The organism is Streptomyces sp. NPDC027663, from assembly GCF_055566415.1.
The window spans coordinates 198,100-215,866 of sequence record NZ_JBVHSK010000004.1 but is presented as its reverse complement, the minus strand read 5'-3'; the positions used below and the strand labels follow the sequence as shown (position 1 = coordinate 215,866).

Here is a 17,767-nt window from a genome sequence, read left to right as displayed (position 1 = left end):
TCGGTGCGCTCGGCGAGTGGCTGTGACCGGCAGTTTCCTGACACTCCCCAGGAAGTGGCTGTGACCGGCAGTCTCCCGGCACTCGCTAGGAGCGGATGAGCGTGCGGGCTTGCTCGATCCATCCACACACGGCCTGCGCACCGCAGCTCTCGGCGACCGACTGAGCCTCGTCGAGGTGGTGAAAGGCCGCCGATGCGTCGCCGGTTTCGGCCGAGAGATAGGCCAGCGCCACCAGCCCGGCCGCTTCCCCGGACCGGAACCCGATCTCCCTGCGCAACTCGACCGATTCGGTCAACCGCTCGCGGGCCCGACCGAACTGGCCTGCGTCCCTGTCCGCGAAGCCGAGATGGCGAATCGCGTAGGACATCGTCATCCTGTCGCCGACGGATTTCGCCAGAGCGTACGACCGCTCGAAGTACGCCCTGGCGGTGGCGCCGTCGCCCTTGACCACCTGGTGCCAGCAGCCGACCCAGAACAAGGCGTCCGCCTCACCTGAGGCGTCTCCCAGACGCCGGTACAACTCGGCCGCGCGCTCGAACAGCGCCAGTTCCTGGCTGTTCTCCTCGCGGTGGTTCAGGAAACGGACGTGCAGGACCTTGCCCCTTGCCATGGAAAGCGGCGCCTCGACCGCGTCCAGCACATCATCCGACCGGTCCAGCGCGGAGGCGTCCCCGCCGAACATCGCCGCTTCGAACAACTCTCCCGCATGTGCGATCCAGTCCTGTCCCTGCATGCCCCTACCTCTCCCCCTTGGACGACGGCAGTGCCGAGGCTATCTCCGCAGTCCCGGCGGAAGAGGGGAATTTCCCGCCCGGATATGGGTCTTGACGGGAATCGACGGCTGACTGAACATCAGGCGCAGACAGCACCCGCACAGCTCTGGCACCACCGATCCAGACACCGTTCGACTCCCCACATCGACGAGAAAGTGCGGCTCCCCACATGACGCATCCGAGATCCAGCCTGCCCCGCGCCAATTCCAGGGCACTGGCCGCCGTGGCTCTGATGGCCGCAGCGGGTCTGCTGGCCGCCTCGCCCGCTGCTTCTGCAACGCCCGGCCGGACCGGGCCGGCCGCGGCAAGCACCGAGCCTCTGGCAGCACCCGACATCCCGATCGGCAACGTCAAGGCGCACCTCGCGCAGTTGCAGTCGATCGCCACCGCCAACGGCGGGAACCGGGCGCACGGCCGTACCGGTTACAAGGCCTCGCTCGACTATGTGAAGGCCAAGCTCGACGCAGCCGGATTCACCACGACCGTCCAGCAGTTCACCAGCTCCGGCAGCACCGGCTACAACCTCGTCGCCGACTGGCCCGGCGGCGATGCGAACCAGGTCCTCATGGCCGGCGCACACCTGGACTCGGTGTCCGCAGGCCCCGGGATCAACGACAACGGCTCCGGCTCCGCGGCCGTGCTCGAGACGGCCCTCGCCGTCTCCCGCGCCCAGCTCCAGCCCACGAAACACCTGCGGTTCGCCTGGTGGGGCGCCGAGGAACTGGGAATGGTCGGCAGCAAGTACTACGTGAACAGTCTGTCGGCCACCGATCGCGCCAAGATCTCCGGGTACCTCAACCTCGACATGGTCGGCTCCCCGAACCCGGGCTACTTCGTCTACGACGACGACCCCGCGCTCGAAAAGGTCTTCAAGGACTGGTACGCGGGCATCGGCGTGCCCACCGAGCCGGAGACGGAGGGCGACGGCCGCTCCGATCACGCGTCCTTCAAGAACGCCGGCATACCGGTCGGCGGCCTGTTCACCGGCGCGAGCCGGACGAAGACGGCCGCGCAGGCCACCAAGTGGGGCGGCACCTCCGGCCAGGCCTTCGACCGGTGCTACCACTCCTCCTGCGACACGTCGGCCAACATCGACGACACCGCGCTGGACCGCAACAGCGACGCTCTCGCACACGCGATATGGACGCTGGGAACGGCGGAGCCGTCGCCGCCCGGCGACTCGTACGAGAACGCCACCGACGTCGCCATCCCGGACAACGCGGCCGCGGTCACGTCGGCCGTCACCGTGTCCGGCCGGGCAGGGAACGCGCCGGCCACGCTCCGGGTCGGGGTGGACATCAAGCACACCTGGCGCGGTGACCTGGTCGTCGACCTGCTGGCCCCCGACGGTACGTCCTACCGGCTGAAGAACTCCAGCGGCTCGGACTCCGCGGACAACGTCATCGCCACCTACACCGTCGACGCGTCCAGCGAGACGGCGAACGGAACCTGGCGGCTGCGGGTGCAGGACGTCGCCGCGCAGGACACCGGGTACATCGACAGCTGGAAACTGACCTTCTGACCGACAGGCCGCGTGTGCCGGGCACCACCGGCACACGCGGCCGGGCACGCCTGCGGCCGCGACCGCTGCCGTGGCCCTCGCCGGTCCGTTCCCGGTATGGCAGACGTGTGTCATGTCGTGGATACGTTCAGAAGATCATCCGTTCATCTCTGCTTTGCCAACGCCTGGTGACCTGGCTCCCGTTGCTGCTCGTACCGTCCCGCGGGACGCCTCAAGGAGTCATTTCATGCACAGACCCACCCGTCGTCACCTCACGGTCGCGACCGCGCTGGTCGCCGCGACCACGGCCGCCGTGGCCGTCACCTCCGCCGCCGGTGCCTTCGACAACGCGCAGCAGGCAAAGGACGCGATCAAGGGCGGGAAGGCGAAGAACGTCATCCTGCTCATCGGTGACGGCATGGGCGACTCGGAGATCACCCTCGCCCGCGACTACACCGTCGGCGCCAACGGCCGCCTGAACATGGACAAGTTCCCGCTCACCGGCGCCTACACGACCTACGCGGTGCACGCCGACGGCACCCCCGACTACGTCACCGACTCCGCCGCCAGCGGCACCGGCTGGGCCACCGGCGTGAAGACGGTCAACGGCCGCATCTCCAAGACCCCCGGCACCGACAAGCCGGTGAAGACCCTCCTGGAACTGGCGCAGAAGAACGGTTACGCGACCGGCAACGTCACCACCGCCGAGCTCACCGACGCCACCCCGGCCGTCCTCGCCTCCCACGCCACCGACCGCTCGTGCCAGGGCCCGGCGGACATGGCCAAGTGCCCGACCGACACGATCGCTGCGGGCGGCCCCGGCTCCATCGCCGAGCAGGAGGTCAACCACAAGGTCGACGTCCTCATCGGCGGCGGCAAGCAGCGCTTCGACCAGAAGGTCACCGACGGCAAGTACAAGGGCCTCACGGTCACCGAGCAGGCGAAGAAGCTCGGCTACCAGGTCGTCACCGACAAGGCGGGCCTGAAGGGCGTGAAGTCCGGCAAGCCGGTGCTCGGTCTGTTCGCCGGCGGCAACGTGCCGGTGGAGTGGACCGGCAAGGCGGCGGCCGTCGGCGGCACGGACCCGCAGCGGTGCGTGACCTCCAACCCGAACCGCTCGTCGACGACCCCGAGCCTCGCGGACTCCGCCACCAAGGCGATCCAGCTGCTCGAGGCCAAGCAGCAGCGGAAGCACTCCAAGCAGGGCTTCTTCCTGCAGATCGAGGGCGCCTCGATCGACAAGCAGGACCACGCCGCCGACCCCTGCGGCCAGATCGGTGAGACCGCGGCGTTCGACCGCGCGGTGAAGGTCGCCCGTGCCTACGCGGCGAAGCACCCCGACACCCTCGTCGTGACCACCGCGGACCACGGCCACACCAGCCAGATCGTCCCGCTGGAGGCCACCCCGCCCGGCCTGTCCTCGACCCTCGTCACCGACGAGGGCCAGCAGCTGAAGGTCAACTACTCGACCAACACCCCGGGTCAGTCCCAGGAGCACACCGGCACCCAGGTGCGCATCGCCGCCCAGGGACCGGAGGCGTACCGCGTCCTCGGTGTCACCAACCAGACCGACCTGTTCACCACGATCCGCCAGGCCCTGCGCCTGCGCTGATCCCGCGAGAGCGAGCGACGGATCGGCCGCCACCGTCCGCGCCCCCAGCACCCACGCGAGAGCGTGCCGCCCCGGACCGGGCGGCACGCTCTCGCGGCGTCTTGGGGCCGGGCCGGCAGCGACCGGCTCGCCGCTGCCCTTCCCCGTCCTCCCGTCAGTCCCGGCCCGGCCTCCCACCGGTCCCGGTCGGGGGCTGCGCCAAGCCGGGCCAGGAACTCCGGCTCAGCGAAGTCAGTGGGGGTCGGGCTGGCACAGCGCTCCACCTGGCCATTCGGAGACACGGCCGTCTCGGCCGGCCCCACGGCTGGGTCAGCCCGGCTTGACCGCCAGCGTCGCAAAATAGTTCGACATGTATTGAGCGGATGCGTTGGACTGGTGCGGCGCTTCCGCGAAGCCGGTGAGGACGAACCCCGCGGCGAGTTGCCCGCCGATCTGGTCGGTGAGGGTGTGGCTGTATTCAAGAGGGGCATCCGCGCCGAACTTCGTGGCGCGTTCCTCGGCGGAGTACTGCGTGACATCGCTGTAAGGCAGCTTGTGCACGACGATCAGCTCGCCGCGCTCGTCGAGCGCCTCGTGGTCGAACAAGTACACATCAGGGTTGAGGAAGCCCACGAGCAGAGTTCCGCCCGGTCGCAGGACGCGGAAGCACTCACGCCACACCGGTGCCAAGTCTGGTACGAACAGGTTAGAGACCGGATGGAATACGACGTCGAATGTCGCGTCGCCGAAGGCGCTGAGGTCGCGCATGTCGCCCAGGACGGTGCGCAGCTCGAGTCCGTCGCGCGCCGCCACCATCTGGTCCTGGCCGAGCTGGCGGGGTGAGTTGTCGAATACGGTGACCCGCGCCCCTGCGGCGGCGAGGATCGGACCCTGCTGGCCACCGCCGGAGGCCAGGCACAACACGTCCTTGCCGGTCAGGTCCGTCGGCAGCCACGAGCGGTCGACTGGCTCACGCCCGATGAGAACAATCGACCAGTCACCCATGCGGGCGCGCTCGACATCCTCGGCACTCACCGGCCTCGACCACTCGTTGCCCTCTTGGACACACTTGTCCCAGGCTGCCCGATTGTGGGCAACGGGGTCGACAGCAATGTCCTGCACGTTTAACTCCCTGCTGCAGCCAAGCGGACACCTGCGGCACTGACAGTTCGGTGCCGCCAGCCAACACGATCGCAGGGTGCGGGCTCAACGAAATTAGCGGGCCTCGAGGTGTCCACGGGCTCGACGGGTGGTCGCGCAGCGGGTGCGTAAGCGCTGGTTGCCGGGATCGCGGAAGCCGTAGCGTCACGGGCGATGGTCTTGATGACCCGGTTGGCGCCTTCGGAGCCGGCGTTGGTGATCCGCTGGCGCTTCTCGTCCGTCCACCCGCTATGCTAGGTAGACCGACCTACCTAGTTATGGCTGTGATGAGGGAGACCGATGTGAGTGCGACGGCCGGTGGAAGGCGGCGTCCGGCCCGAGAGCGGTTGCTGCAGGCGGCGGCCCGGCGCTTCTACGCCGAGGGCGTGGCGGCGACCGGCATCGACACGATCACCGCCGAGGCCGGCGTGGCAAAGATGAGCCTCTACAACAACTTCTCCTCCAAGTCCGACCTGGTCAGGGCCTATCTCGACGCTCGGCACGAGGAGTGGCTCGGCCTGTACCGGGCGCGGCTGGAGCACGCCCGGGGGTCGCGCGAGGGCGTACTGGCGGTCTTCGACGCCTACGCGGACCACGCCGCCTCCGCCTACGAGCACGGCTTCCGCGGCTGCGGACTCCTCAACGCCGCCGCCGAGCTCCCGGCCGGGGACGCGGGCCGGGACGTGGTCCGCGCCCACAAGGAGGAGGTCGAGCGTCTGATCGCCGGACACCTGCGGGAACTGCTGCCCGGCCGCCCCGACGAGGCGCGCACGATGGCCGAGCACCTGGCCTTCCTCCTGGAAGGCGCGATGGCCCGTGCAGGGCTGGAGGGCGACGGCGATCGTCTCCGGCGTGCCCGCTCGCTCGCAGCCGCCCTGCTGGACCGCCTGTGAACAGCGTCGACCGCGGCCGGTCCGCGGCAACGGGAGCGCTGTGCGTGCTGGCGGCATCCGTGCTGTGGGGCACGACGGGGACGGCCGCCACCCTCGCCCCGGAGGTGGGCCCCCTGGCCATCGGCGCCGTCGCCATGGGCCTGGGCGGCCTCCTCCAGGCTCTCGCCGCGGCGGGGTCGATCACCCGTGATGCGCCGCGCCTGCGCGCCCAGCGCGGGACGGTACTCCTCGGCGCATTCTCCGTCGCGGTCTATCCCCTGGCGTTCTACAGCTCCATGCACCTGGCCGGCGTCGCCGTGGGCACCGTGGTCTCGATCGGCGCCGCTCCACTGGCCTCGGCCGTGATCGAACGGGTCGCCGACGGGCGCCGGCTCACGCGTCGCTGGCTGCTTGCGGCCTCGCTCGGCCTGCTCGGAACGGTCTTGCTGTGCGTCGCGGAAGCCGCCCACGCCGCACACGGCGCGGGACCGTCGTCCGTGGCCGACACGCTTGCAGGCGTCGGCCTGGGACTCGTCGCAGCCACGGCATACGCCCTCTACTCCTGGGCCGCACATCGGTTGATCACCCGCCATATCCCCTCACGCACGGCGATGGGCGCCGTCTTCGGGCTCGGCGGCCTGCTCCTCGTCCCTGTCCTGCTGGCGACCGGCGCCCCGCTCGTCGCTTCCTGGTCCAACGCGGCCGTCGGCATATACATGGCGCTGATCCCGATGTTCGCCGGCTACGCCCTGTTCGGCCGGGGCCTCGCGCACGTGCCGGCCAGCACGGCCACCACCCTGTCCCTGCTGGAACCGGCCGTCGCTGCCGTCCTCGCCGTCCTGGTCGTCGGCGAACGCCTCCCCGCCGCGGGCTGGAGCGGGGTCGCGCTCGTCATCGCGTGCCTCGCCGTCCTCACCGTCCCGACAGGCGCCGTCCGCCGCCGCCCTCCGCGCAATACCGAGCAGGACCATGCCGGCCATGCGATGCAGCAGGAAGCGGCCCCGGCCGGAAGGCGGGGGACCCGGGTGGCCGGGTGCTCCGACATCCGGGCCACAAGGACGCAGCCGGAGGCACCGCCACCCGTTACGACGAAGTCGTAGTCGCTCACGCCACGCGTCCCGCATCGTCAGGCACTTCCGTTTCCCGGTCGCCGGGGGGAATCCGAGGCCGCATTGCCAGGGCGCGTAAGGCGACACTACGGTCACCGGGACCGAGCTGCCGACCTTGCCGGCGGGTGACGGAGAACGCTCGCCGGGCGAGTGAGTGCAGTGCGCAGCGTCGTGCTGTTCCGTGGAGGGAGCCATGCCCGCACCCCGTCCTGTGATCGCCGTCGCCGGTCTCGGCGTCGAGTCGTCCACGTTCTCCCCGGCTCGTACCGAGACCCCGGCGTTTCACCCGCAGCGCGGTGCCGACGTCCTCACCCGCTACCCGTTCCTGGCGCCCGGGAAGCCGCTGCGCGCAGCCGCCGACTGGCGCGGCGCCCTGGTCGGCAAGGCCCTGCCCGGCGGCACGGTGACGGAATCCGCGTACACGGAACTCTCCGCCGAACTGATCGCGAGGCTGGCGGAGTCGGGGCCGATCGACGGTCTCTGGTACGACATCCACGGCGCGATGACGGTCGAGGGCATGGACGACGCGGAGGCGGAACTGCTGGCCCGCATCCGGGAGACCGTCGGCCCGGACGTGATCGTCTCGACCTCCATGGACCTGCACGGCAACGTCTCCCGCGCACTCGTCCACCTGACCGACCTGATCACCTGCTACCGCACGGCCCCGCACGAGGACGCCACAGAGACCAAGGAGCGTGCCGTCCGCAACCTCGTCCACCAGTTGGCGCGCGGCGGACCCCGCCCGGTGAAGGCGTGGATCCCGGTGCCGGTCCTGCTGGCCGGCGAACAGACCTCGACCCGGATCGAGCCCGCGAAGAGCGTGTACGCCGCCGTCTACGAGGTGGAGGCCGCGGACGGGGTGACGGACGCGGCGATCTGAGTCGGCTACGCGTGGGCGGACGAGCCGCGCAACCGGGCCGCCGTCGTGGTCACCGGCCCCGACGGGTCCGCCGTCACCGCCGGCGCCGAGCGTCTGGCCCGCCTTCTGTGGGACGCGCGGCACGACATGGACTTCGTCGCCCCCACCGGCTCACTCGACGACTGCCTCGACGAGGCGCTCGCTTCCACCGCCCGGCCCTACTTCGTCAGCGACACCGGCGACAATCCGACGGCGGGTGGCGCGGGAGACGTGACCTGGGGCCTTCGACGGGTGCTGGCCCGCCCGGAGTTCCGCGACCCCTCCGGCCCGACGGTGCTGTACGCCTCGCTGCCCGGGCCGGCCGCGATCGACACGGCGGTGCGCGCGGGCGTCGGTGCCACGGTCACCGTCACCGCGGGCGCGGAGGTCGACCACCGGCACGCCGGGCCGCTGACCATGACGGGTGTGGTGCACGCGGTACGGCATGGTGACCGGGACGCGGGGCCGGAGGTCGTGCTCCGGGTCGGCAGCGTGTACGTGATCCTGACCCGGCTGCGCAAGCCGTACCACCACGAACACGACTTCACCGGCCTCGAGTTGAATCCGCGTACGGCCGACGTCGTCATCGTCAAGATCGGCTACCTCGAACCGGAGCTGTTCGCCATGGCCGCCGCCTGGAAGATGGCACTCACCCCGGGCGGCGTCGACCAGGATCTGGCCCGACTCGGCCATCGCCGCATCCGGCGTCCGATGTTCCCCTTCGACCGGAGGATGCCCGATCCGGACCTCACAGCCCGGATCATCACCCCGTCCGACCGGCCGCTCGACGGGCCGGACGAGTGAGCCGGCAACGGCCGGCCGTTCGCCGCCGTGACGCGGTGGTCGCCACCGCACCGGCTGCCGGCCGAGACAAGCCTGGCCGCGAGGCGCTTGACGGCGCGGCCACGAGCAGCCGTGATGGGACCCGAACCGTTCCCCCTGCCGACCCGGCTGTCGTGACGGATTCCTCATCCAGCCCTTGAGTGAAGGGGTGGACTCACCCCGCCGCTCAGGACGATCGTGGGCGACATGAACGATCACCGCGCGGCACCCGTGGATCCTGCCGGTTCCTCAGTACCGGCCCCCACCCGCGCCTGCTGCACTGCCAGGCCGCCCGGGCCGAACGCAGCCACGGGATCCGGCCGCGCCACGAGTGAAGCCACGCCGGCTGAGGAGGCCGGCGAGGTTCGCCGCTTCTGGCGGCGGCTCGGTCTTCCCGGTCTGGTCGACGTCCACACGCACTTCATGCCCGAGCGCGTCCTGCACAAGGTCTGGAACTACTTCGATACGCAAGGACCGCTGACCGGCGGACTGGAATGGCCCATCGCCTATCGCCAGGAGGAAGCGCAACGGGTACGCCTGCTGGGGGAGTTCGGTGTCCGGGCGTTCACCGCGATGCTCTACCCGCACAAGCCGGGCATGGCCCGGTGGCTGAACGGATGGGCGGCCGACTTCGCCCGCCGCACCCCCGGCTGCCTGCACACCGCCACGCTCTTCCCCGAGCCCGGCGTCGAGACGTACGTCCGCGAGGCGGTGGAAGCGGGCGCGCGCGTGTTCAAGGCGCATGTCCAGGTGGGGGCGTACGATCCGGCCGACGAGTCGCTGCAGCGGGCTTGGGGGCTGCTGGCCGAGACCGGAGTACCCGTGGTGATCCACTGCGGTTCCGGTCCGGCGCCGGGCGAGCACACCGGTCCCGGGCCGATCGCGCAGGTGCTGGCGCGGCACCCGAAGCTACGGCTGATCGTCGCCCATCTGGGCATGCCCGAGTACGAGGAATTCCTCGGCCTCGCCGAGCAGTACGGCGAGGTGCGGCTGGACACGACGATGGCGCTGACCGACTTCACCGAGAAGCTCATGCCGTTCCCGCGCCGGTCCCTGCCCCGGCTCGCAGGCCTCGGCGACCGGATCCTGCTCGGCTCCGACTTCCCCAACATCCCCTACCCCTACGCACACCAGCTCGCGGCCCTCGAACGACTGGACCTCGGACCGCAATGGCTGCGGGCGGTGTGCCACGACAACGCGGCCCGGCTGTTCGGTCTGTGACAGGCCGCGGCGGGAACGGACCGCAGGCCGGAGTCGGCGTCCTGAGCCCGGCCGGTCGGCCGAGGTCCGTCCTTCCGCGGCGTACGACGGCTCGGCTCGCCTATGCTTCGAGTTCCGGCTGCCGGACAGGACCAGTGCTGGATCAGCACCGGCGGGGAGGGCGATGGCACACAGGCGGGGGCAGGCGAGCATGCTCGGCGCGCTCGCGGTACTGCTGCTGATCGTGGCCTTCGTCGTCGCCGTGTGGTTCCTTCCCGGGGCAGGCAGCGGGGACATCGATCCGGCCGGGCTGACGCTGGGCCTGGTGTCCCTGGCCGCCGCACTGTGGTCGGGCTGGATGGCGGTGCGGGCAACGAACTGGCAGGAGACCGACACCGCCGGCAACGCCGATCGCCTGGCCATCGACGTCATGGACACCGAACGCGCTGCGTGGCGGCAACTGCTGGGCGCCATCGACCGCACCATCAACGTCCCGTTCGTCCACCACCCCGCGCCCGCACACCAGGCGGCAGGCGCCGCCCCGCACGGAACAGTGGAGGATGTCGCCGACTACTACCGGCGGCTGCACCCCGGCCGGCTGGTCATCACCGGCGCACCGGGCTCCGGCAAGACCGTCCTGGCTCTCCGGCTCATGCTCCTCCTGCTGCAGCACCGCTCGCCGGGGGATGCGGTTCCGGTCCGTCTCCCGCTGTCCTCCTTCGACACCGACGGCTCACTGGAGGACTGGATCGCCCGCTACCTGAAGACCACGTACGGCGTGCCCGGAAAGGCCGCCCACGCACTGGTGAAGGACCGGCGCGTACTGCCCGTGCTCGACGGCTTGGACGAGATGGACACTGATCCGCGTCCGGGCCCCACATCCCGCGCCGCCCAGGCACTGCGCGCGCTGAATGCCTACCAACAGGGCGTGGTAAAAGGCCAGTTGGTACTGACCTGCCGCAGCGGCCCCTATCTGGCCCTCCAGGGCCGGCGCGAGTGGGCGCACGATGCCGCCCGCATCGAACTCACCCCCTTCGACGCCGCGACGGCATGGGACTTCCTGACCGACCGCGTGGACGACTTCGACCGCTGGCGCAATGTCCTGGACACTCTGGCCGCCGACCCGGACGGGCCCCTCGCCGCAGGCCTGTCGACTCCGTGGCGTCTGGCCCTCGCCGCCACCGTCTACGAACAGCGTGACCCAGGCACCGGAGCCTGTCTGCGCCACCCCGATGCCCTGCTCGCCCCGTCGCTGAGCACTCCCGCCGCCGTGGGCGAACATCTGCTGGACCTCGTCATCCCCGCAGCCACCGCCCTGGCGACCACGCACCACGGCCATGCACCCCACAGCCCGGACCATGTCCGCGTCTGGCTCACCGTCCTCGCCCGCCATCTCCAGCGCAATGCCGCCACCCGCCGCACACCCGGGCAGCGGACGCCGCCGGGCACCGACATCGTGCTCGCCGAACTGTGGCCCCTGGCCGGCTCGCGCCGGGTGCGCCGCGTCGTCGCCGCCATCGCCGCGGCCGTCATGCTGGCCGGCACCGGGCTCTGGCTCCTGGCCCCGCGGTACGACGAGGTCCTTCCCGTGGTGTTCGGGGCAGGAGTGCTCTTGTCGAGGGCCCTTGTGCGGCCGGCCCGCACGACAAGGCTGTCCCCGGTACTGGGCCCCATGTCGCTCGGACCCGCCCGGCATCGCTTCGCTGCCGGTGTCGCGGCCGAGTTCGCCTACGTCGTTGCGTACGTGCTCACGCACGCGCTTGCACTGGGGCTCGTGTTCGGGTTCATGGCCGGGCTCTCGAGCGAGAGCGAGCCGGCCCACGGGCTCGTGGTGGGCCTCTTGTCGGGGGCCCTGGCCGGAGGCATCGTGGCACAAGCGGGCCGGTTCGAGGCCGGGCTCGCAGTCGGCCTTGCTGTCGGACTGTCATTGGGATCCTGGGCCTGGCTCGGCAGCTTCCTGGAGTTCGACCAGCTGCATGTCACCGGATTCGTGGACGGGCTGGTGACGGGGCTCAGGGGGATGGTCCTGCCGGGGCTCGCGTTCGGGCTCCTCATCGGGCTCGTGTGGGGGGTCGTCGCCGGGGAGACCGGCCTGTGGTATCTCGCTCTCCTGCTGTGCACGAGAAAGGGATCGAGCCGGTGGCTGCCGTGGCGGCTGAGCCGATTCCTGGACTGGTCCTCGCAAGCCGGACTGGTGCGGAAAGTAGGCGTCGCCTACCAGTTCCGTCACCGCGAGCTGCAGGACTTCCTCACCCGCCACGGATGACACCCCGACACCCACCTGCCATCGGAGCGCCACCGGAACTCGCGCACGGAGCCACGGGATGCGGGTGCCGGGTCCGATGCCGTCGTCCCTCCACCACACCCGGCTCTCGTCATCCCTGCACCATGCCTGCCGGCCGAGAACCGGGTGCGGGCCGTCGGCGCGGGAGTGTGTGATCGGACGCATGACAATGGTGTTGGACGGGCCGGGAGCCGACGGTTTGGGCCGGGCTGTGGGCGTGCTGCGGGAGTGGCAGTACGAGGGAGCGCCGATGCAACTACATCCGGGGGACCTGGGCTGGTTCTGGCGGTTCGGCGCGGACGCGACGGCCGCGGCGGTCCGGACCTGGAGCACGGACGGACAGATCCTCGCCGTCGGGTTGCTGGACGGTCCCGAGCTGTTGCGGCTGGCGATCGCACCAGACGCTCAGCAGGACGAGGAACTGGCACAGCAGCTGGTCGAGGACGTGACCGCGCCGGAGCGCGGCGTACTGGTCCGGGGGCAGGCGTACGTCGAGGCGCCGATGGGCGCGCTGGTCCACGATCTGCTGTCCGAGAACGGCTGGAAGGGCGACGAGCCGTGGACGCCGCTGCGCCGCGGCCTCACGGAGCCGGTGGAGGATCCCGGCGTGCGGATCGAGGCTGAGCCGGACCGAGGTTGAGCCGGCGGTTCACGGGCACCCGGTGACCCCGACCGGCACCTCATCCCCTGAGGCGCAAGCAGCCGGTGCGAGCCGCCCCCGGCCTCCCGTCCCGACAGGCCGCCCCGGCACCCAGTTCCAGGACCGCGCCCATGCAGACGTTCCTGCCCGATCCCGACTTCCGGCGCTCCGCCCTGCTCCTGGACCGTCGCCGCCTGGGCAAGCAGCGGGTCGAGGCGCTCCAGGTCCTGCGCGGCCTCACCGTCCCCGGATACGGTTGGCGCAGGCACCCGGCCGTGCGGATGTGGCGCGGATACGAGGAGGCCCTGGTCCGCTACGGGCTCGAGATCTGCCGGGTGTGGCGGGAACAGGGCCACCAGGACAGCTGCGCCGCGTCACTGATCGCCGGATACGCCGGGAGCCGTCCCGGCGCTCACGTCCGCGACCAGCCCGCTCTCGCCGCCGCCCGGGAACTGCCGCCGTGGCTCGGTGACGAGGCCTTCCACCGCAGCCACCAGTCCGCGCTCGTCCGCAAGGACCGGGAGACGTACGCGCACGCGTTCCCGGGCGTCCCTGACGATCTGCCCTACGAGTGGCCGGCTTCCGACCGGGAAGAAGCACCCGCCTGACCGCTCAGGGCGTGAACTCCTCCTCCAGGCGGTCGATCGCTCCGTCGGCGCCGAGGTGGTACGTGAAGACCAGCCCGCTGTCCGGATGCGCGTCGAGCCAGTCGAGGAACTCCTGGACGCCTATGCGCTGGTTCTCGGTGCTTTCCACGATGGGATTGGTGACGGTGACGTACGCGGCCTGGTCCATGGGAATGAACGTTTCCTTGCCCACGGTCTCGAACGGCGCGCCGTCGGAGTCCGCGGGAGCACAGCCCCAGTTGCCGTGCTTGACGATGAGACTCAGCGAGCCCCCTTCGGGGCTGTAGCGGTAGACCGCGATCTCATCGGGCGAGATGGGCATCTTGTGGTCGCAGCCGGTGCCGCCGCCCGCGCCGCTGGATGTGGCCGATGCGCCCGGTGGCGGTGCCGCGGGCGCGGACGGAGTGGCCGCGGCGGACGGCGAGGTACCCGTTCCCGGCTTGCCGGCCGGCTTGGACCCGGCCGTCGGCGTACCGGTTCCCGCCGCACCGCCGCCGCTCGGCCGCGCCGTCGCCGTGGCCCCGCCGGTGGGAGCCGCAGCGCTGGCTCCGTCTCCGTTGCAGGCCGTCAGCATCGACGCGAGGACGGCGATGGACGCGCTCGTCACGGTCGTACGGAGAACGGTGCCGGGTCTGAGACGGTCGGTCTTCCGGGAGGTCTTCATGGCGAATCCTGTCAGGTGAGTGTGAGCGGGCTGTGTCTGCCGCAGGGACGGACGACTTCCGGCCAGTCATCGGTTGCGCCGGCCAGGTGTCGTTGTCGGCTCGTGACACGGCGGTCCGACCAGCCGGCCTGAGGTGGCACGCGGGTCCTGCCGGGCGTCATGCTCCCGCGAATTCCGCCGCCACTTCGCGAGCCGCCCGCGCCCCTGACGCCATGGCGCCCTGCACCGACCCCGTGGCCCGGTGGTCGCCGCACACGTACCGGCCCGGTCCCAGACGGGTGCGGCGGCTGAGCGGCAGGCCCGGCTCCATCGCGGGCAGCGCCTCGGCCACTGTGCGCACGGTCAGCAGCTGCCAGCCCGCGGTGTCGGTGTCGTAGCACTCGGCGAGAGCGTCCAGCACCATCCGCTCCCGCTCGACGCCCCCGCCCAGTACGGAGGTCGCCACCAGCGCGTACCCCCGCGGCGCGTACCCGGGCTGCACCTCGGTCAGCACGCAGCTGTTCGCGAAGCGGCGCCGCACGTCCGTCACCAGGGTCGGCTCCCGCAGCGGCGAGCGGGGGGCGAGATGGTAGTAGGTGGTCACGCTGCGGTACGGCGGCAGGGCCAGCCCGGGCAGCAGCGCCGCCGCCGCGGTGGGGCCGGCCGCCACGACCACGGCACGGGCCGTCGTCTCGCGCTCGCCGCCGACGACAACACCGTCATCGGTGAGGGCCGTCACCGGCGACTCCAGCGAGACCGTCCCGGGCGGCAGCCGGGACGCCAGCAGCTCGGGCACGGCCGCCGCACCCGCGGCGGGCAGGCAGATCGTGCCGCGCGCCATGCTCCGCCACACCAGATGGAAGAACCGGCTGGAGGTCGCCAGGTCCTCCTCCAGGAACACCCCGGACAGGAACGGCCGGAAGAACCGCTCGACGAAGCCGTCGCTGAAGCCGGCCGCGGACAGGGCGCGCCGCGTGGACGTGTCCCGCGCCCGCCGCACCAGCGACACCGGCGCGAACATGTCCCAGCCGGTGATCGCGGCCAGCACCGCCAGGTCGCGCGGACCGGCCACACCGCCGGCCGGCCCGCGCAGCGCCCGGCCGGGCGTGCGCGTCGGATCGGCGAAGCGCAGCCGCCGCTGACCGGTGTGCACGAGGAAGCCGGGTGTGAAGGGACGCAGCCTCAGTCCGCGAAGCGGCAGACGCCGTCGCACCTGCGGATACGCGGTGTTGAACACCTGGAAGCCCCGGTCCACCACGCAGCCCTCCACCAGGTCGGTCCGCATCCGGCCGCCGACCCGGTCCCCGGCCTCCAGAACCCTCACCCGCAGCCCCTTCGCCCGCAGGTCCCGGGCGCAGGCCAGTCCCGCCGGCCCGGCGCCCACGACGACGACGTCACACTCCTCGGTACCCTGTCTGCTGCTCACGCCGGTCCTCCTTCTGGCCTCGCGCACGGCGGCGGAAGGCTCACGCCACTCTTCCCGCCCACACCCGGCTCCGGATGCGGCAGAGAGCCGGTTGCCGGCGGGGAGCGGCCTTTCGGCCCGGCGCGTGGACGAGGCCGGTTCGAGGAGGGCCATGGAGCGTCGGTCCTGGCGGAGGGCGGCCGTGATCAGGCCTTCGAGGGCCTCGCGTGGTACTTCGCCGCCGCTCACCAGCCGATCGAAGACCAGCCCGTCGATGCAGGTCAGCAGGGTGTGAGTGCGATTCTCGACGTCCGTCGCACCGTGTGCGACGAGGAACAGCCGGACGGCCTCGCGGCCGGCGTTGTGGCGAGGGACGAGGATCTCGCTCGCGCAGTTCAGGGTCGCGAACGCTCTCGACGGCGCAGGCGCAGCGGGCGAGCGAGCGGCGGCGGCCCTTGGTTTCGCGCCTGGACCGACGCCCCATAATGAACACGCCCCGTCCGGCTCTTGCCAGGCGGGGCGGGCTCGTTCATCCGGGATGATCAATGGCGCGAAACAGCCGTACGCCGGATGAGGAGCGCTCCACAGCTGCGACTGCCCCTCCACGCCTTGCCCTCGGACGTGCTCCGGCGGTCAGGCGTCCTGGCGCGGCCCGCCGTATCGGAGCTGCTCCACCAGGGCGAGGAAAAGGAAGAGATTCGGGATCTTCTTGACCGGCGTCCTTGCCCAGGGCAGCTTCTTGCCGGCCTTGCGCAGCACCAGCACTCCCTGGGAGAGCTCGGCCTTCTCGATCTGCGGCCACGTCAGGCTGTCCTTCGAGGTGGCCACACCGCCCAGGTTCACCGAGAGCTCCCCGTAGGTCAGGGTCCCGCCCTGCTCCAGCCCGGCGAGCAGTCCGGGGAGCTGGGCCCGGGTGATCTCCTGCTGCAACGCCGGGCCCCAGCGCTCGGGCTGGGCGTAGAAGCCGGTCACCTTGAGCGTCGTACCGTCCTCGCGATAGAGCGTGTAGACGTAGGTGGTGCCGACATATACGCCGTTTGCGTACCGCTCGGTGATCTCCTGAAGCACCGTCATCGTGTCCCAGCGGAAAACGGAGACCTCGCCGCCCTTCCCCACCTCGGCCAGGCCATGCTCGAAGAGGTGCAGTCGGCGGGCTGCCTGCTTGCGCGAGAGATTGGGCGTCTGGGCAGCGAGCCAGAGGAAGTATGCGCCCAGGGGAGGAAGGATCAGGGAAACGGTCCCCATGAGCAGAAGGGCGGCCAAGCGCACAGGGCCGACACGCTTGGGCAGGAACGTCTCACGCAGCTGTCCGAGCCCTTCGGTCCCCGGGGGTGCCGTCCGGGGGACTGATGTCTGCCCGGGATCCTGCTGGGCGGCGGATCCTACCATGAGTCGTGCTCCCTACCGTGATGTTTCAGAAATTCGGTGACCATTGTGCACGGTGGCGACCCGGTCGAGCCCCGAGGCGTCGGGGACCAGCAGCTGCGAGGCGTCCTGCTTGAGGTCCGAGACGACGGTGAGCAGACAGCCGTCGTCCTCGCGGGTCGCCGACGGACGGCAGCGGTGGGCGCCTGCGAGCGTGTCCGGGCAGGCGTCAGGGCAGGTCTACGGGCAGGCGTCAGGGCAGGCCGGATCACCGCCCGCCGGTGCCGTCGGGCAGGCTCCGGGCACCGTACGGACCGACTCGCACCGCTGCGGGGCCCTCAGCGGACGATGCGGTGCTTCCTGCCCCCTCGCCGGAACCGCAGGGCGCCGTAGACGAGGGCCAGGACGAGAACGACGGCACCGATGATCAGCACCCAGAACAGGCCGTGGACGACGAAGCCGATGATGCCCAGGACGACGGCCACGAGTACCAGGAACAGGAACACGCTCATCGGATCTCCTGCCGGCTTCGGTACGTCAACGGCGGCCCAGGCGCCGCTCGCCGCCGGCGCCCGGTGTGTAGGTCAGCTCGTAGTGGGCGAAGACCCCCGGCTCCTCGGCGGCGGGCAACTCCCCGTCGGTGTCGATCGCCGGAGCCTTCTTGACCCGGTCCTTGCTGTGGGTGACCTTCAAGTACCCCGGACCGACGGTCGCACCGACGAGGGGCACGAACACCAGGCGACGCCGGATGGGCAGGCCGACGGTCACCGTGGCGAAGAAGGGCTGGTCGGTGGCCGTGTCCACGTAGACCGACTCCAGTGTGCCGATCTTGTGCCCGTCCTTGTCGACGACGTCGTGCCCTCGCCATTCGCGGATATCGGATGCCTCGAACATGGCA

At 71.0% G+C, this 17,767-nt stretch carries 14 protein-coding genes and 4 pseudogenes; 9 read left to right on the top strand and 9 right to left on the bottom strand.

The annotated features are described in order from the left end of the window. Window positions 1-85 precede the first annotated feature (85 nt). A complete protein-coding gene (locus ACZ4SF_RS14180) occupies window positions 86-733 on the bottom strand; it encodes a tetratricopeptide repeat protein (RefSeq protein ID WP_468383023.1) in 648 nt (215 codons plus the stop codon). 209 nt (window positions 734-942) lie between these two features. On the opposite strand from ACZ4SF_RS14180, the gene ACZ4SF_RS14175 reads away from it, so the two are divergent. Together ACZ4SF_RS14175 and ACZ4SF_RS14170 are read left to right on the top strand one after the other, a co-directional pair. Then, entirely contained in the window at window positions 943-2,295 is a 1,353-nt protein-coding gene (locus ACZ4SF_RS14175) for a M28 family metallopeptidase (RefSeq protein WP_468383020.1), read from the top strand. A gap of 226 nt (window positions 2,296-2,521) precedes the next feature. Beyond that, window positions 2,522-3,886: an alkaline phosphatase gene (locus ACZ4SF_RS14170; protein WP_468383017.1), complete on the top strand. Its 1,365-nt coding sequence runs from the start codon at window positions 2,522-2,524 to the stop codon at window positions 3,884-3,886. A gap of 309 nt (window positions 3,887-4,195) precedes the next feature. On the opposite strand, the gene ACZ4SF_RS14165 is transcribed toward ACZ4SF_RS14170, so the two are convergent. Continuing rightward, window positions 4,196-4,987, bottom strand: coding sequence for a class I SAM-dependent methyltransferase (locus tag ACZ4SF_RS14165; protein ID WP_385283261.1), 792 nt, complete (start codon window positions 4,985-4,987; stop codon window positions 4,196-4,198). Between the two features lie 305 nt (window positions 4,988-5,292). Between ACZ4SF_RS14165 and ACZ4SF_RS14160 the strand changes: the two genes are divergently transcribed. From ACZ4SF_RS14160 to ACZ4SF_RS14130, 7 genes and pseudogenes are all read left to right on the top strand, one after another. Next, a complete protein-coding gene (locus ACZ4SF_RS14160) occupies window positions 5,293-5,898 on the top strand; it encodes a TetR/AcrR family transcriptional regulator (protein ID WP_468383013.1) in 606 nt (201 codons plus the stop codon). Then, window positions 5,895-6,977 carry a DMT family transporter gene (locus ACZ4SF_RS14155; protein WP_468383011.1) on the top strand — a complete coding sequence of 361 codons (1,083 nt, stop codon included), beginning with the start codon at window positions 5,895-5,897 and terminating at the stop codon, window positions 6,975-6,977. Before ACZ4SF_RS14160 ends, ACZ4SF_RS14155 begins: the two co-directional genes overlap by 4 nt. A 202-nt stretch (window positions 6,978-7,179) precedes the next feature. Next, window positions 7,180-8,688: pseudogene (locus tag ACZ4SF_RS14150) on the top strand (M81 family metallopeptidase). 225 nt (window positions 8,689-8,913) lie between these two features. After that, complete coding sequence (locus ACZ4SF_RS14145; protein ID WP_468383008.1) at window positions 8,914-9,927, top strand: amidohydrolase family protein; 1,014 nt, start codon at window positions 8,914-8,916, stop codon at window positions 9,925-9,927. A gap of 163 nt (window positions 9,928-10,090) precedes the next feature. Continuing rightward, window positions 10,091-12,172, top strand: coding sequence for an NACHT domain-containing protein (locus ACZ4SF_RS14140; protein WP_468383005.1), 2,082 nt, complete (start codon window positions 10,091-10,093; stop codon window positions 12,170-12,172). Window positions 12,173-12,353: 181 nt separating this feature from the next. Continuing rightward, window positions 12,354-12,809, top strand: a pseudogene (locus ACZ4SF_RS14135) (GNAT family N-acetyltransferase); the annotation flags it as partial. A gap of 152 nt (window positions 12,810-12,961) precedes the next feature. Then, a complete protein-coding gene (locus tag ACZ4SF_RS14130; RefSeq protein WP_468383002.1) occupies window positions 12,962-13,438 on the top strand; it encodes an MSMEG_6728 family protein in 477 nt (158 codons plus the stop codon). 4 nt (window positions 13,439-13,442) lie between these two features. On the opposite strand, the gene ACZ4SF_RS14125 is transcribed toward ACZ4SF_RS14130, so the two are convergent. The 7 genes and pseudogenes from ACZ4SF_RS14125 to ACZ4SF_RS14095 all read right to left on the bottom strand — a co-directional run bounded on the left by ACZ4SF_RS14125 (window position 13,443) and on the right by ACZ4SF_RS14095 (window position 17,763). Further along, window positions 13,443-14,120, bottom strand: coding sequence for a hypothetical protein (locus ACZ4SF_RS14125; protein WP_468382999.1), 678 nt, complete (start codon window positions 14,118-14,120; stop codon window positions 13,443-13,445). A gap of 157 nt (window positions 14,121-14,277) precedes the next feature. After that, a complete protein-coding gene (locus tag ACZ4SF_RS14120; protein ID WP_468383686.1) occupies window positions 14,278-15,525 on the bottom strand; it encodes an FAD-dependent oxidoreductase in 1,248 nt (415 codons plus the stop codon). Window positions 15,526-15,693: 168 nt separating this feature from the next. Then, window positions 15,694-15,964, bottom strand: a pseudogene (locus tag ACZ4SF_RS14115) (TetR family transcriptional regulator); the annotation flags it as partial. Between the two features lie 173 nt (window positions 15,965-16,137). Next, window positions 16,138-16,749, bottom strand: coding sequence for a DUF6585 family protein (locus ACZ4SF_RS14110; protein ID WP_468382996.1), 612 nt, complete (start codon window positions 16,747-16,749; stop codon window positions 16,138-16,140). A 156-nt stretch (window positions 16,750-16,905) separates the two neighbouring features. Continuing rightward, a pseudogene (locus ACZ4SF_RS14105) lies at window positions 16,906-17,049 on the bottom strand (carotenoid oxygenase family protein); the annotation flags it as partial. Window positions 17,050-17,207: 158 nt separating this feature from the next. Further along, complete coding sequence (locus ACZ4SF_RS14100; protein WP_468382993.1) at window positions 17,208-17,381, bottom strand: hypothetical protein; 174 nt, start codon at window positions 17,379-17,381, stop codon at window positions 17,208-17,210. A 25-nt stretch (window positions 17,382-17,406) separates the two neighbouring features. Beyond that, on the bottom strand, window positions 17,407-17,763 hold the full coding sequence (locus ACZ4SF_RS14095; protein ID WP_468382991.1) for a PRC-barrel domain-containing protein: 357 nt from the start codon (window positions 17,761-17,763) through the stop codon (window positions 17,407-17,409). Window positions 17,764-17,767: the final 4 nt, after the last annotated feature.